Genomic DNA, 13,403 nt, shown 5'->3' on the forward strand with positions numbered 1-13,403 from the left:
GCTCGTCAGTCGGGCAGGCAGGTCCCGTCGGGCAGGAGGCCGACGATCTCCTCGCCGCCCGCACCGCCCGGCACCTGCTCGAGGTAGCCGATGACGCAGACGTCATCGAGGCGAGCCGCGTAGAGCAGCGCGCCCACATGACCTGGATCGCCCGGACGAGCCAGCCGTGCCGTGCTCGCTGAGGCCTCCGTCCGGCTCAGCCACAGCCGGGCCGCGTCGACATCGTCCTGCGTCGGATCGTGTGACGCCGGCCGACGGGCACATTCCGGCTGGGTGCCGGTCATGCACCAGCCGGCGTGCGACGCGGCGAGGCGAATGGCCCTGGCCCTGTCCCTGACCGCCGTCCGCTGCCCCTCGGTCACCGGTCCGCGACGCGGGTCCAGGGCCGCGGGCGGACCGCACTCCTTGGGAGGGCCGGGTTCCACGCCGAACACGGGGCAGCCGTAGCGGATCGGCCGCTTCCCACCCACGGCCGGATCGGGTTCGCCGACGAACCACCTGACACCCGCGGTGGCGGCCACGACGGCGACAACCGCGCCACACAGGACCAGGACGAGCCGGGTACGGCCCAGCGACCGCCGACCCGAACCGTCCTGGCCTGCGGGGAGATCATCATCATCGCGCACGACGTGCATCGTAAGAGGCGATCGATCACCGCGGAGGAACTGGACGTGACGAACACGTCCCGCCACCCGGTGCGTTGACCGTCGTTGGGCTCTGGAGCGATGACAGCACGCAGAGCGGCGACCATGGGCGGGGGACCCAGTGAGGGATGATCGGGCCGAGTCGGACGACCCGCGCGAGCGCCGGATGGCGGAGCCAGGCGCCGCCGAGGCGTACGAGGCCGCCCGGATCGCGTTCGAGCTGGGCCAGACGGCGCGGGAGCTGCGGGAGCGCGCCGGTCGCAGGGTTCTCCGCCGGCGGGCGGCCCGCCCCTGAACACCTCCGTGCCGGGAGACGTGCTGGGGAACCTCAACGGGCCGGCGGACGTCGAAGGGCGCGGAGGTGAGCGGGGATGGCCGGACGGCGCTGGCTGGTATGGATGACCGCGGTGGCCGTCCTCGGTGGCTGTGCGACCGGCAGCGGCCCCGGCGGGGATGACCTGGACCGGTTGCGCCTGCAGGCGCGCGACGCCCTGACCCGGTATGACCAGGCGGTCCTCGCCGCCGGTGGAGCGCAAGCCTTCGTGCCGGTCGGGGAGCTGACCGGCCAGCTCGGCGACTGGGAACAGGCGAACGGGGACAACAACAAGCAGGCGCTGCTGACCGGCCGGATCGTCCCCGCCACGGCGCTGCCCGCCCTCGAGCAACCGACGGGGAAGGTGGTCTGGGAGAACGGCAGGACCCAACCCGTTCCCGTGACGTCGGCCGAGGAGGCACTCGCCCAGCTGAGAGCGGCGGGCGCCGGGGACTGCTCCGGGTGCGTATCCCTGGAGGTCACCGCCGCGCGCCTGACCACGGTGCGGATTCCCACCACGCGCGGCCCGGCGGCGGTCCCGGCCTGGGAATACACCCTCAAGGGTACGGCGGTGCGGCTGACCCGGGTCGCGGTCGCCAGCGCGGGTGCCGTCGTGGTGACGCCACCGGCCTGGGGTCCCGAGTACCCGCACGGCGGGCTGGCGATCGAGTCGGCGACCGGGAGCACGACGAGCCGGCGGCTGACCGTGGCCTTCACCGGCTCCCCGGCCCCCGGAAGCCAGCCGTGCGGCGCCGACTACCGCGCGGAGGCCGCCGAGTCGGCCAACGCCGTCGTCGTGATCGTCATCGAGCACCGCCACGCCGACGGCGAGTCGTGCGGGGATGTCGGAGCACGCCGCACCGCCATCGCCGAGTTGACGGGACCCTTGGGGGAGCGGGCGGTGCTCGAGGTGCAGCAGGGCCTGCCGGTCGCGCTGACGATCACCGGCTGACCCGACCGGCTATGTGAGTGAGACCTGGACGGCGACGTCACGCTTCGGGTAGTGCTGGTCCACCTGATCCGAGCCGTACTTCTCGCGGAACATCTCCACCACGTGATCGACCCGGTCCGGTTCGGTGATCGGGGTCGCGGTCGAACTCACCGCCGTCCCGTTGACAGCCAGCTGCACGAACGGTGTCTGCCGTACGTTCTTGTACCAGTCGCTGTCCGAGCCGGTTATCGGGACCAGGAAGGCGCTCTCCTCCTCCTGGACGAACCAGACGGGGTGGGTGATCTGCCGTCCGGTCTTTCGGCCGGTCACAGTCAGCTCGATCTCGCTGACGCCCTCAAGCGCTTCCCTGACGGCCTTGGTCACGGTGTCCTCCGTCAACGTCTCGAAGTGCTCCCGCCTGCCAGGCTATGGACGTTCGCGCCGGCCCGTTGCGGGATCCGCGAATCAGGTCGGTCCCGAGCCTCTCCGACGGGCGCATACTGAAGGACGTGGATGGTGTGCTCGACTGGGCGTGGCGACTCGATGTCGGCCAGGTGGTCGGGCTCGCTCTGCTCGAGAACGTGATCCTCTTCCTGATCGCCGTCGGCGTCGGCAACGCCATGCTCCGGCTGCCGACGGTGGTACGGCTGCTGCCCGACCCCGGCCGGATCAGCCAGCTGCAGGTGTGGCTCGCCGGTGGGGCGATCCTGATGAACTCCCTCGTCACCGTCGGCGGCTGGGCGCTGTGGAAGGCCGGGATCATCCACCTGAACGCGGACCTGGGCCTCCGCGTCCTGGCCGATTTCGTCCTGCTGCTCCTGCTGATGGACCTGCTGATGTACGCCGGCCACGCGGTCGCGCACCGGCCCCGGCTCTTCCCGCTGGCCCACGCGCTGCACCACCGCTTCGTCGACGCCCAGCCCGCGACCCTGTACGCGCTGCACCCGCTGGAGATCCTCGGATTCGGCGGGCTCTGGCTGGCGGCGCTCGCCGCACACACGTTCTCGGTCTGGGCGATCGTCGCCTACACCGCGGTGAACCTCGTCTTCGGCATCTTCGGCCACCTCGGCGTCGAGGTGCTCCCGCCGGCAACCCGGCGCAGCCCGGTGTTCCGCTGGGTCGCCACCCCGACCCTGCACGCCGGGCACCACGTCGAGCCGTCGGTCAACCTCGGCTTCTACACGTCGATCTGGGACCGGCTCTTCGGCACGCTCGCCGCCGACTACGACGAGCGCCGCCGGTCACCCGAGCCCGAGCCGTACGCGCTGGTGGCCTGATCTCGGCTCCCGTCTCCTCGACCTCCTGGCCCTGCCAGCTGAGCTGCTCGTAGAACACGCCCCGCGCTCCCACGCGTCCGAAAAGGATTGCCCACCGTCGGTAGGATGCACACCGGGTAGCGAAGGCTGCCCGGCAGAGTGACGGGCGGGCGCCCGGAGGCGCCCCACGCCTCAGGTGTCGGTGGTGCCGAACAAACGGGGGAAACCATGTTCGAGCGGCTGGGCAGATTCGTCGTACGCAGGGCCTGGTGGGTGATTGCCGGCTGGGTGCTCGCGGCAGTCGCGATCGTCGTCACCACGCCGTCGCTGAGCGACATCACCTCCGCCGATCAGGGCAGCTTCCTGCCCCGCTCGTACGAGTCGGTGCAGGCCATCGAACTCGCCAAAAGGACGTTTCCGCAGCAGGCGACAGCGACAGCGACCATCGTGGTCAAGCGCGCCGACGGGCAGCCGCTCACACCGGCCGACGAGGCGAAGGTAAGCCAGCTCGCCCAGTCGCTCAAGGCCAAGAACATCTCGCACACGTCCGGCTACCTGACCGGCCCGCAGGCCGTGGCGCCGGACAAGTCGGTGCAGGTGGTGAACGTCGGGCTCGACGCGGTCGCCCCGGACGACCCGGCGCTGCTCGACGCCGTACGCGATCTGCGGGCGGCCATCGGTCCGGAGCTGGCGGGCAGCGGGCTGACCGCGGGCGTGGCCGGCGACGTAGCGAGCTTCGTCGACAACGAGGACACCTTCAACCAGGCCTTCGCCGTGGTCGGCATCGCGACGATCATCCTGATCATCGGACTGATCCTGATCATCTTCCGCAGCCCCATCGCCGCGCTGCTGCCCGTGGTGGTCATCGGCGTTGTCATGGCCGTCACGAGCGGGCTGGTCGCCGCGGCGGGTAAGGCGTTCGACCTCAATGTCAGTCAGGATCTGCAGACGGTGCTGCTGATCGTGCTGTTCGGCATCGGCACCGACTACATCCTGTTCCTGCTCTTCCGCTATCGCGAGCGGCTGCGTGCCGGGGACGACAAGCGCACCGCGATGATGGTCTCCGTCGAGCGGGTCGGCGAGGTCATCACGTCGGCCGCGGGAGCGGTCATCGTCGCGTTCCTCGTGCTCCTCCTCGCTTCCCTGGGCTTCTTCGGCTCGCTCGGCCCGGCGCTCGCGATCGCCGTCGGCGTCATGCTGGTCACCTCGCTCACGCTCATCCCGGCGGTCGTCTCGCTGCTCGGCCGGTACGTCTTCTGGCCGTCCAAGGCGTGGCAGCGTACCCCCAAGGCCACCATGGCGCGTCGCCTCGGGGCCGCCATAGGTCGCCGGCCGGCGCTCGTCGCTGCGGCATCCGGCGCCCTGCTGGTCGCGCTCGCCGCAGGATCCCTGGCCTACAAGGCCGACTACGACTTCAGCTCCGGCTTCCCCCAGGACACCGAGTCCGCGAAAGCCGCCGCAGACCTGCAGCGCGGGTTCGCCGCCGGCGCCCTCGCCCCGACCGAGGTCTACCTGACCACCGACAACGGGTCGCCGCTGACCGAGCAACAGGTCAGCGAATTCGCGGCGGCCGCGGCCGGCGCCCCGGGAGTGGGCCGGGCGCAGCCCCCGGAGCGCAGCAACGACCCGAGTGTGGCCCGGGTCAACCTGTTGCTCGACGAAAACCCGGTCTCCAACGAGGCGATCACGCTCGTCCGCGACGACCTGCGCGACGCCCTGCACGCGGCGGCCCCGCCGGGCACCCGGGCGCTGGTCGGCGGACCCACCGCGATCTTCGCGGACATCAACTCGGCGAACAACCGGGACCTGTCGGTGATCCTGCCGGTGGCGGCCGGCCTGATCGCGCTCATCCTCGCGCTGCTGCTGCGCAGCCTGGTCGCGCCGATCTACCTCGTGATAGCGGTGCTGCTCAACTTCGCCGCCACGCTGGGCGCCACGGTCTACCTCTTCCAAGGGCTGCAGGACAAGCCCGGGATCACCTTCCAGCTGCCGATCATCCTCTACCTCTTCGTGGTGGCGATCGGGACCGACTACAACATCCTGATGATCGCCCGACTGCGTGAGGAAGCGCGGGAGGGCAACGAGCCGCACGAGGCCGCCGCCATCGGGGTGGAGCACGCCGGGCCGACGGTCGCGGCGGCCGGCCTGATCCTCGCCGGCACGTTCGGGGTGCTGATGCTCGCGCCGATCTCGTTCCTGCAGCAGATGGGCTTCGCGGTGGCGATCGGCATCGTGCTGTCGGCGTTCGTCATGTCGATGTTCTTCGTCCCGGCGCTGACCGCGCTGATCGGGCACAAGGCGTGGTGGCCGGGGCACGGCGACGAGCGGCCGGCCAGGGGTCGGCACGCGCCGCCGGAGCCGGAGCCGGCGAGCGTGGCGAAGGCGTAGCGCGAGTTGTCATCGCGGAGGATCTCGCCCTCCTCCGCGGCGTGACGCGCGTACGGATTCGAGGTGGTCGCCGACGGGCCGTCCGTGTTGGCGCCGCTCACCCGGCACGCGGCGGGACCCGTCAGCGGGTGAGCCGCCGGGGCCGACCGGGCGGGCCGCCGGGCTTCGGCCGGTAGGCGGGTAGCCCGATGGCGATGGCGAGCATGCAGGCCGCACGGGTGTCGAAGGCGTCCGAGACGTCCTGGTCGCAGAACGTCAGGCCGGTGCCGCCGTGACCGAGGGTGAAGGCGGCCAGTTGCAGGCGGCCGGCGGCCACCCCCGCCTCGAACTGGGCGACCCGGTACCCGCGCTCGCCGTACCCGTCGAGCACCTGGTCGAGATCGGCGCAGGCGAAGTCGGTGTACGCCGAGTCGCCGCCGAGCGGCTGGCCGAGGCAGAGCGCCTGGCTCAACGTTCGTACCTCGGGCTCCGGCGCCGGCCGGCGCAGCTGCGGCGGACCGTCGACCTGCTGGTACAGGCCCGGCTCCGTGCCGTGCACCGCGTGGACCGCGAGCTCGTGGGAGAGCAGGGTGGTCCCGGTCGGAATCGCGTCGACGGGAACCACTCGGGTCGCCGCAGCCAGCGCCCAGTGCAGCAGCTCGGCGGGGGCGACCTGGCGGCGCATGCGCCGGGTGGAGCCGCGGCGCAGGATGACCGACTCGATCGGCTCGCTGCCGGCCGCAACCGGTGCGTCGATGGTGTCGGTGGCGCGGGGCAGGCCCGCGACGGCGGCCGCCCGCCAGCCGGTCACGTCGTCGCCCGTGCTGAGCTCACCGGCCTGCTGCACCCGGATGACCAGCGGGAAGTCGACCGGCGCGGGGGAGAGCGGCGTCGGCGGGAACTGCGGCGCAGGTAGCTCGACCGGTTCGGCGGCGGCGGTCGCGGTGGGCCGGCCGCAGGTGATCACCGCCACCGGGAACTCCGTCACGCCGTCGATGCCGAGCAGGCGCGACACGGCGGCGTCGACGAAGCCCAGCCGTACCCGCACGGGCAGCCCGTGGCCTTCGGCGACGGCGAGCAGATTCGCCAGCATCGTCCCGGCGTCCCAGTAGACGTGCCGCCAGCCCCGTTCGGCGTACTTCCACGCGGTGCGCCACGGGAGGCCGGTGACGACGAGGGCGAGCGGGCTGGCCGCGACGTCCGGGTCGGCGGTGGCCTCGGCCACCGCCCGGCGGTGGTCCCCGGCCGCGAGTGCCTCCAGGCCGAACACCTCCGGCGCGAAGTGGTACAGCCCGGCGTCGAGCCCGGCCACCTCGCCGGCCACCGCGTACATCTCGAGGGGGTGGAGGTTGCCGGCGGAGGCGGCGGCCCGGAACCAGAGGTCGTCTCCGGCGGTTCGGGTGACGCCGGCCGAGTAGAACAGCAGCCGGGCGAGGAGTTCGCCGTCGATGGTCGGGTCGCTGGGCGGTACCCGTCCGGACAGGGTCACCGCGGCCGGCGCCCCGGTCGGCGGCAGGTCGCGGGGAAGCGGGTGCACCGGCGCCCCGAGGTGGCGTTTGAAGGGCTGGGGACGGTTGCTCGGGTCCATCGGGACGAATCCCGGAACACCCGGCGGCCGGTCGCCGCGACACTGGTTCGTCTGCTGGTGGTAGAGCCGGGTCACCTCGCCGGTGCGCATCCGCCGCACATACCCGCCGGCACCCGCCGTATGCCCGAACGAGCGCGGTGCCGGGCGGGGCGGCCGTCCGTAGCCCGCCTTAGTTCGATGCTGCCGCCTAGCGCTGCGGCAGGTACACCTCCCAGCCGGAGGTGGTGAGGTCCGGCACCGGGATCCGGTGCCAGTCCCTGGCCCAGACGGGCGGAGCGGAGTTCTTGACCAGCAGGGCGAAGCGTCCGGTCGCCGCGGCCTGCCGCAGCTGCGCGGTGCTCGCGTTGCGGTTGTATCCCCGGTCTTCCAGCGCCCGGCACCCCGCGTAGTAGGCGATCGGGATGGCCTCGTGGCCGGAGATCACGCACGGCGGTCGCACCCCGTGCGACCGCAGGGTCTGGACGAGGCGGGTCCAGTCGCCGCGGCTGCGGACCTGCTCCGCCACGACGTGGTGCAGGATGCCGGCCTGGATGGCGAGGTGGCCGGCGAAGCCCAACGTCACCACGGCGGCGACGACCCGCCGCCGCTGACCGACGGCCGTGGAGAACAAGGCGGCGAGCCCCGGAATGGTGCCGACCAGAGCAACGGCGTAGGTCGGCAGCAGGAACCGGGGTGCGGAGTATCCGATCAGGAACAGGTAGGGGAAGGCCATGGCGGCGGCGACCACGAATGGCAGCCATGCCGCCCGTGCCATGCCCGCCCGGTGGGCCGCCCGGACAGCCAGTGGCACCAGCACCGCCAGCGCCAGCCACCACAGCACCGCCGGCCACCGCACGGGGCTGCCGCACGGGCGGCACAGGATCGGCCCGTCCAGGGTGCTGATCACGTGCCCGAGGGAGAACTGCAGCTTCGTACCGCCCTGCACGTGACCGGCCTGACGGATGCGCTCCAGGAGCCCGCCGTAGCGCAGCTCGGCCTCGACCACCCACGGTGCGCCCCCGAGCACGAGGCCTGCGACCACTGCCGCGGTCAGCCGCCACCGCCGGAACGCGGGCACCGCGACGGTGGCGGCGAGCAGCGGAAGCCCGAGCCAGAAGGCGTCCGCCGGACGCATCAGGGCGGCCACGGCGAGGGCGGCGACGAGCCCGAGGTACGCCCCGGGCCGGGCCGGCTCGGCCACGGCCAGCAGGAAACACCCGACCGCTGCCACCGCTGCCATCGCCGTGTAGTGGTTGGGCATTGCGGCGTTCGCGTAGAACAGGGCGGTCCAGAGGCTCGCGTACAGCCCGGCGGCGATCGCGACAGTGCCGGGCCGCCGGGACACCCGCGACCACACCCAGAACGCCAGCCCAAGCGACGCCGCCGCGGTGACGGTGAGGAACAGCCGGAGGACGACGGTGGAATCGAGCCAGGACGCTACGGGCCACACCAGCAGGGTCACGCCCCGGGCGCGCGGTGCGCTCATGAACGCCGGCGGCGCATGGTTGCCGTGCTGGCTCACATAGACGACCTCGTCCCAGCCGAGGTCGAGACCGGCCGGCACCGCGACCAGCGACGCAGCGGCGAAGATCACGCACACCGCGACCAGGGGTCGCGCGCCGGACCGGGATGTCACGGATGCGCACCTCGCTCGACGAGTCATGCCAGGCCGCGCCCAGCGAGGCGGGTGGGGATTGTCCGAGCAGTCCTCACCTTAGTGGGAAACGGGATTTACGGTGTCTTTTCCGCGAATCCTGGGTCTTCTCCGCGAATCAACCATCGGTCAGACCTTGAGCGGTCCGTAACCCGGTGATCTGCTCGGGGAAGCCGATGCCGAGCGGCGCAGGGCGCTCTCGGGCGTCACTTGGTCAAGGGCCGCAAACACCCAGTACGTCCCCGACCGGAGACCGGTGCCGCGCTGCGGGCCCGGCTCGCCGCCGGCCGGGTGACACTGTCGTGGACCGGCATCGCGAACAAGGCGTGGTGGCCGGGGCACGGGGATCAGCAGCGGAACGGGGGACGGCAGGTGGAGCCGGAGCCGGCGAGTGTAGCGGGGGCGTAACGGGCTGGCTTAACGGCGGCCAGTCACGCAGCCAGCGGGCCGTCCTACAACACCTCGCGTCGATGCCACATGACATGGGCGATGGCGGGAATTGCCGTCCCCAGCGGGGGCCGCAGCGCCGCCGTCGCTGGCTTGCGTCCCGACATGTTCGCTCCCGTCGTCACCGCCATTGTCGTAAGCAATTGCCCGGCGTTAGCGTGCCAGGCCCGGCAGGATGACGTCGGCGACGGCGTACGGTGCGGGCCGCCATGCTTCGGGCGGCGGGGTGATCACCGCCGAGTCGGTCCAGGCGAACTCCGTGGTGTCTGGCGGTACGGCCGACGCAATCTCACGGGCGCTGACCTCGAAGATGCCGATTATGTGCGCTGGCTCGAGGCAGGGGGCGACGAAGGCCCTGTTTGCGAAGACAACCTGGGTCAGCAGCCATTCGTCGTCGTGAAACCGGCTCTTGTCGTACTCGTTGCGGCTCAGGTGGAAGATGCCGCGGCTGTTCGCGCTGCACCCCTTGACCTCAATGCGAAGCCTAGGGGGGCCGGCGAGCTCGATGTCGTAGCCGAACGCGTCGGAGATTGACGCGACATGGGTCGGGTGCCGGCCGTCAGCTCGCAGCGCCGCCAGGACCACCGCCTCGGCGGCGTCGCCGATGCGTTTACGGACTTCGGTGTCGCGGGGGCGGCTCACCGCGCGGCACACGTCGACGAGCATGTCGTCCAGCTCGGGGTCGAGCCATTCCAGCGCGCGCAAATCGGCCGTGGGGATGTACTGGCGGGCGACCCCTTGGGGCGACACCGCAATGCGTAGCCAAGCGGGCGGGTCGGCGGTCAGCAGCACCCGGGCGATGTGGCGCAGCGTCGCGCCGTCGGCGATGCCGGCGATCCCGGCCAGCGGGGGCGCGAGCACGATGGCCTCGGCCTGCTCGGCGAGCCCGGCGGCCAGCAGGTGCTCGGCGGGGGTGGTCAGGTCGGTGGCGGCCGCGACGAAGGCGCCGTGGGCGCGCGCGGCGCGGACCCAGTCGGCGACGTCGCGGCGCGCCGCAAGGCGGACGGCATGGCAGAGCAGCAGAACCGCGTACGCCGTGCCGCGCCTAGGCAGCATCGAGCCGTGCCTTGATATGTGACACGACAGCCTGCATATCGTCCGACACCGCCGGCTGTTCGGGCGTGCCCTCGTCCGGCTCGGGAAGAGCGACGCGCACCAAACCTCGGTCGTTCATCAGCGCGGACAGCGCGACGATTTTCTCGCGCAGCCGGGCGTTGACGGTCTCGTCGATGCTCTCCTCGCTGAGCAGCAGCGTGAAGCGGGTTGTCACGTCGTTGCCGAGCCCGAGCCGGTGGATGCGGTCTTGGCTCTGCAGGAAGTGGCCGGCGTTGAAGGTCCGGTCGAGATAGATGGCGTGGTGGCACCAGTGGTGCAAGCTGACGCCCTCGCCGCAAGCAGCCGGGTTGGCGAGCAGGACGTGACAGTCCGGGTCGTGTCGGAAGCGATCCAGCTCGGCCTCGCGGGTCAGCGCCCCGGCCGGCGCGCTGTCCTGCGTCGGCACTCCCCCGTGCACGATGGCCGGCTGAAAGCCGTTCAGGTAGGTGGCGAGCGACCGGATGTTGCGCACGAAGGTGGACCAGACGATGACTTTCTCGCCGCGGTCGCGCGCCTGCTCGGTCATAGCCTTGACGTGCTCGTACTTCCAGGGCGTCTCGTAGTCGCGGTAGCGGGTCAGCAGCTCGGCGAGTGGCTCGCTGCCGTGTAGGGCGAGCGGCGGGTGCAAGAACCCGCGCTCGTCGGCGTCGTCAGAGCCGGCAACCAGCAGCATGGGGTTGGTCGCGGCCTCCAGCAGGTACATGACGACCCGGCCGAGCCGGTCGAACTGCCGGCGGGCCGGGCGGTCCAGCTCAAAGTCGCCGCGGTAGCGGCCCAGTAGAGCGTCGTAAATGGCCTGCTGAATCGGGCTCATCGCCCGGGTGACCACGTCGAAGGTGGTGCCGGGCAGGCCGAGGCGCGACTTGGGCGTGCGGACGAAGTAGCGCTGGATCGCCGTGCTGGTCTCGCTCAGCACGTCGTCGTCGCGGCCAGCGCGCTCGTTGTAGGCGCTGGCCGGCAGAATCTTCTGGTCCTGTCCCGGGTAGAGGAAGCGCATGAGGGCGATCAGGTCGAAGGCACCCTGGGGCGCGGGGGTGCCGGTCAGGATGTCGCGGCGCCGGGCGGCGTAGGCGAGGTCGAGCACCGCGCGGCCGTGCACGCCCTGCGCACCGCGTTTGACCCGGTGCGCCTCGTCGAGGATGACGTGGGTGGGGCGGCGGCCAACGTACTCTCGGATGCGGTCGTAGTCGGAGGCGACGCGGTTGTAGTTGGTGAGCAGCACCTCGACGTCGCTGTCGATCGACGCGGCACCGGCGTGGACGGTGATGGGCGGTGGGCGCTCGAAGCAGGCCGCGGCATCCTCCCGCCACGCTTCGAAGGCGGCGAGGGGCGCGATCACGAGGAGCTGCTCAACCTCGCCGCGGGCACGGGCCAGGGTGTGGTTGGCTAGCGCGACAGTGGTCTTGCCGGCACCTGGCACGGAGAAGTCGGCGCCGTGCGGCAGTTGCTGGATCAGCGCGAGGTTCTCCAGCTGGAAGCCGCGCAGCTCGCGGCGGAAGCTTCGGAGGTCCTCGGCCCTACGCCGGCGGCGACGTCCTCGCGGCGTTTCTGGTCGCCAATGAGCGAGCGGACCTGCCCCTGCAGCGCCGGGCCGAGCTGGAGCTGCTCATGGAAGATCGTCCGGACCTCGCGCAGCGCCGCCAGCTCGGCGAGGAACACATCGACGCGCACGTCCATGCGGTCGGAGGAGCCGCCGACGATGCCGCGGGACATGGCGGCCTGCAGGCGGGCCCAGGCACCGGCGACGGCTGGGGCCTGGCGGGTGACGACGACGAGCGGGCGGCCCTGCTGGTAGAGCTCGGCGAGGATCACGCCCGGCGGCCCTCGATCTCGTCCAGCAGCCCCTCGACCTCGGCGATCTTGAGGGCGAAGGCGTGCTCGTCCCACTCGGTCTGGGCCCGGGCCTTCGGGAGATCCTTGCGGATCCGCTTCAAGCCGTTGATCACCTTGTCGGCGTGGATGAGCGGCGCCTTGGCCGCCGACTGGTCCGCGGCTTCGTCCGCGGCTTCGTCGGCGACGGCGGTGATCGCGCTGCGCAGCGAGCTGAGCACCTGGCGGGCGGAGACCTTGTCGCCGTCGCCGAGCGGCAGGCTCTCATTGGGTGTCCGGGCGGCGACCAGGCCCAGCAGCTCGTTCAGCGGCTGCGCCGGCGGGTCCTCGCCGAGCAGGTCGTCCAGCAGGTCGTCGCTGGGACCGGGACACGGGGCGGACTGGGCGGCGTCGAGCACCGGCTTGAGCGCCGGGTCGCGCTCGATCTCCCGCTGGATGAGCTCGGCCGCGTCGGCGCGTTGCAGGTGCCGCAGCTTGCGGTACTCGACGTTGGCCAAGGTGCCGAGGAAGTACGCCGACCGCACGCTGTCGGCCTCGGCCGGCGGCTTGTTCCGGATGTGCCGGGCGAGCTCGGCGAAGGCCGACTCGTTGTCGGTGAAGTCGACGTGCAGGCGCGCGCCCTTCGCCAGGTCGACCAGCTGGTGCACCTGCTGGAGCTTCTCGTGCAGATCCCGCACCTTCGCGACGTCGCTGTGCATGCGCCGGGCGACGCGTCCGAAGTCCTTGCCCTCGCGGTCGTAGAGCTCCTCGATGAGGAACGCCTCGTTGATCCAGGAGTACCCCTGCTTGAAGTCGCGCGCGATCTGCAGCTCCGCCTCGAGGTCCACCAGCTCGTCGGGCTGGGCGTCGTCTGGCAGGACCAGGCACTGGACGTAGCGCGCCTTGAGCCAGTCGTCGTCCTGGTAGAGCGAGCGCAGGGCGGCGGTGCGCCGGTTGCCGTTGATCAGGACGCCCTCGGCGGTGACGATGGCTGGATCCTGCTGGCCGCGGTCCCTCAGGTCCTCCTTGAGTTCCTTAAAGCCCTCCTGGCCGGTGAGGATGCGGTACTGCGCGTCTTGGGCGGCCGGGCCCAGCGGGTCGGCGGTGAACAGGTCGGGCTGACCGGCCAGGTGGATCTCGCGGCGCTGTTCGGCCTGCGTGCGGTGGTTGAGCGTGGAGAAGCGCACCCAGGTGACCTCGACCTCGACCTGCGGGAGCTCCTTTTGCTCGCGTGGCCAGGCCGGAACCAGCACGTGCCGGACGGGCTTGCGGGCCTGCAGCATCGCCACACGGTCCTGGTCCAGCATCAGGTTGGGCAAG

Annotated in this window: 12 protein-coding genes; 4 read left to right on the plus strand and 8 right to left on the minus strand. The window is 71.6% G+C overall.

All coding sequences use genetic code 11. The annotated features are described in order from the left end of the window. Positions 1-5: 5 nt before the first annotated feature. A complete protein-coding gene (locus ACTMS9_RS05705) occupies positions 6-635 on the minus strand; it encodes a hypothetical protein (RefSeq protein WP_441164301.1) in 630 nt (209 codons plus the stop codon). Positions 636-810: 175 nt separating this feature from the next. Here ACTMS9_RS05705 and ACTMS9_RS05710 point away from each other — a divergent pair, with 175 nt between their 5' ends. Beyond that, positions 811-939: a hypothetical protein gene (locus ACTMS9_RS05710; protein ID WP_441164302.1), complete on the plus strand. Its 129-nt coding sequence runs from the start codon at positions 811-813 to the stop codon at positions 937-939. A gap of 76 nt (positions 940-1,015) precedes the next feature. Further along, positions 1,016-1,909, plus strand: coding sequence for a hypothetical protein (locus ACTMS9_RS05715; protein ID WP_441164303.1), 894 nt, complete (start codon positions 1,016-1,018; stop codon positions 1,907-1,909). A gap of 9 nt (positions 1,910-1,918) precedes the next feature. On the opposite strand, the gene ACTMS9_RS05720 is transcribed toward ACTMS9_RS05715, so the two are convergent. Next, positions 1,919-2,272, minus strand: a complete 354-nt coding sequence (locus ACTMS9_RS05720) for a nitroreductase/quinone reductase family protein (protein WP_210776675.1) — start codon at positions 2,270-2,272, stop codon at positions 1,919-1,921. Positions 2,273-2,397: 125 nt separating this feature from the next. Between ACTMS9_RS05720 and ACTMS9_RS05725 the strand changes: the two genes are divergently transcribed. Together ACTMS9_RS05725 and ACTMS9_RS05730 are read left to right on the plus strand one after the other, a co-directional pair. Continuing rightward, on the plus strand, positions 2,398-3,165 hold the full coding sequence (locus ACTMS9_RS05725) for a sterol desaturase family protein (RefSeq protein WP_441164304.1): 768 nt from the start codon (positions 2,398-2,400) through the stop codon (positions 3,163-3,165). Between the two features lie 207 nt (positions 3,166-3,372). Then, the gene (locus tag ACTMS9_RS05730) at positions 3,373-5,532 is read left to right on the plus strand and encodes an MMPL family transporter (protein ID WP_441164305.1); all 2,160 of its coding nucleotides are present in this window, start codon (positions 3,373-3,375) and stop codon (positions 5,530-5,532) included. A 121-nt stretch (positions 5,533-5,653) separates the two neighbouring features. On the opposite strand, the gene ACTMS9_RS05735 is transcribed toward ACTMS9_RS05730, so the two are convergent. The 6 genes from ACTMS9_RS05735 to ACTMS9_RS05760 all read right to left on the minus strand — a co-directional run bounded on the left by ACTMS9_RS05735 (position 5,654) and on the right by ACTMS9_RS05760 (position 13,402). Continuing rightward, a complete protein-coding gene (locus ACTMS9_RS05735; RefSeq protein ID WP_441164306.1) occupies positions 5,654-7,189 on the minus strand; it encodes a SagB family peptide dehydrogenase in 1,536 nt (511 codons plus the stop codon). 97 nt (positions 7,190-7,286) lie between these two features. Further along, positions 7,287-8,714 (minus strand): hypothetical protein, encoded by a 1,428-nt coding sequence (locus tag ACTMS9_RS05740; RefSeq protein ID WP_441164307.1) that lies wholly within the window; start codon positions 8,712-8,714, stop codon positions 7,287-7,289. Between the two features lie 618 nt (positions 8,715-9,332). Continuing rightward, positions 9,333-10,235: a protein NO VEIN domain-containing protein gene (locus ACTMS9_RS05745; protein WP_441164308.1), complete on the minus strand. Its 903-nt coding sequence runs from the start codon at positions 10,233-10,235 to the stop codon at positions 9,333-9,335. Next, complete coding sequence (locus ACTMS9_RS05750) at positions 10,225-11,694, minus strand: DEAD/DEAH box helicase (RefSeq protein ID WP_441164309.1); 1,470 nt, start codon at positions 11,692-11,694, stop codon at positions 10,225-10,227. Before ACTMS9_RS05750 ends, ACTMS9_RS05745 begins: the two co-directional genes overlap by 11 nt. 32 nt (positions 11,695-11,726) lie before the next feature. Continuing rightward, positions 11,727-12,086, minus strand: coding sequence for a hypothetical protein (locus ACTMS9_RS05755; RefSeq protein ID WP_441164310.1), 360 nt, complete (start codon positions 12,084-12,086; stop codon positions 11,727-11,729). Next, complete coding sequence (locus ACTMS9_RS05760; RefSeq protein WP_441164311.1) at positions 12,083-13,402, minus strand: ParB N-terminal domain-containing protein; 1,320 nt, start codon at positions 13,400-13,402, stop codon at positions 12,083-12,085. The genes ACTMS9_RS05755 and ACTMS9_RS05760 overlap by 4 nt, the downstream gene beginning before the upstream one ends. Between the last annotated feature and the right edge of the window lies 1 nt (position 13,403).

Source organism: Micromonospora sp. L31, from assembly GCF_052068075.1.
Lineage (GTDB): Bacteria > Actinomycetota > Actinomycetes > Mycobacteriales > Micromonosporaceae > Micromonospora > Micromonospora purpureochromogenes.

Excerpts from the sequence above, each read along its gene's own strand:
- ACTMS9_RS05705 (WP_441164301.1), bottom strand. The coding sequence starts at position 635 with ATGCACGTCGTGCGCGATGATGATGATCTCCCCGCAGGCCAGGACGGT.
- ACTMS9_RS05715 (WP_441164303.1), top strand. The coding sequence starts at position 1,016 with ATGGCCGGACGGCGCTGGCTGGTATGGATGACCGCGGTGGCCGTCCTC.
- ACTMS9_RS05745 (WP_441164308.1), bottom strand. The coding sequence starts at position 10,235 with ATGCTGCCTAGGCGCGGCACGGCGTACGCGGTTCTGCTGCTCTGCCAT.
- ACTMS9_RS05710 (WP_441164302.1), top strand. The coding sequence starts at position 811 with ATGGCGGAGCCAGGCGCCGCCGAGGCGTACGAGGCCGCCCGGATCGCG.
- ACTMS9_RS05730 (WP_441164305.1), top strand. The coding sequence starts at position 3,373 with ATGTTCGAGCGGCTGGGCAGATTCGTCGTACGCAGGGCCTGGTGGGTG.
- ACTMS9_RS05735 (WP_441164306.1), bottom strand. The coding sequence starts at position 7,189 with ATGCGCACCGGCGAGGTGACCCGGCTCTACCACCAGCAGACGAACCAG.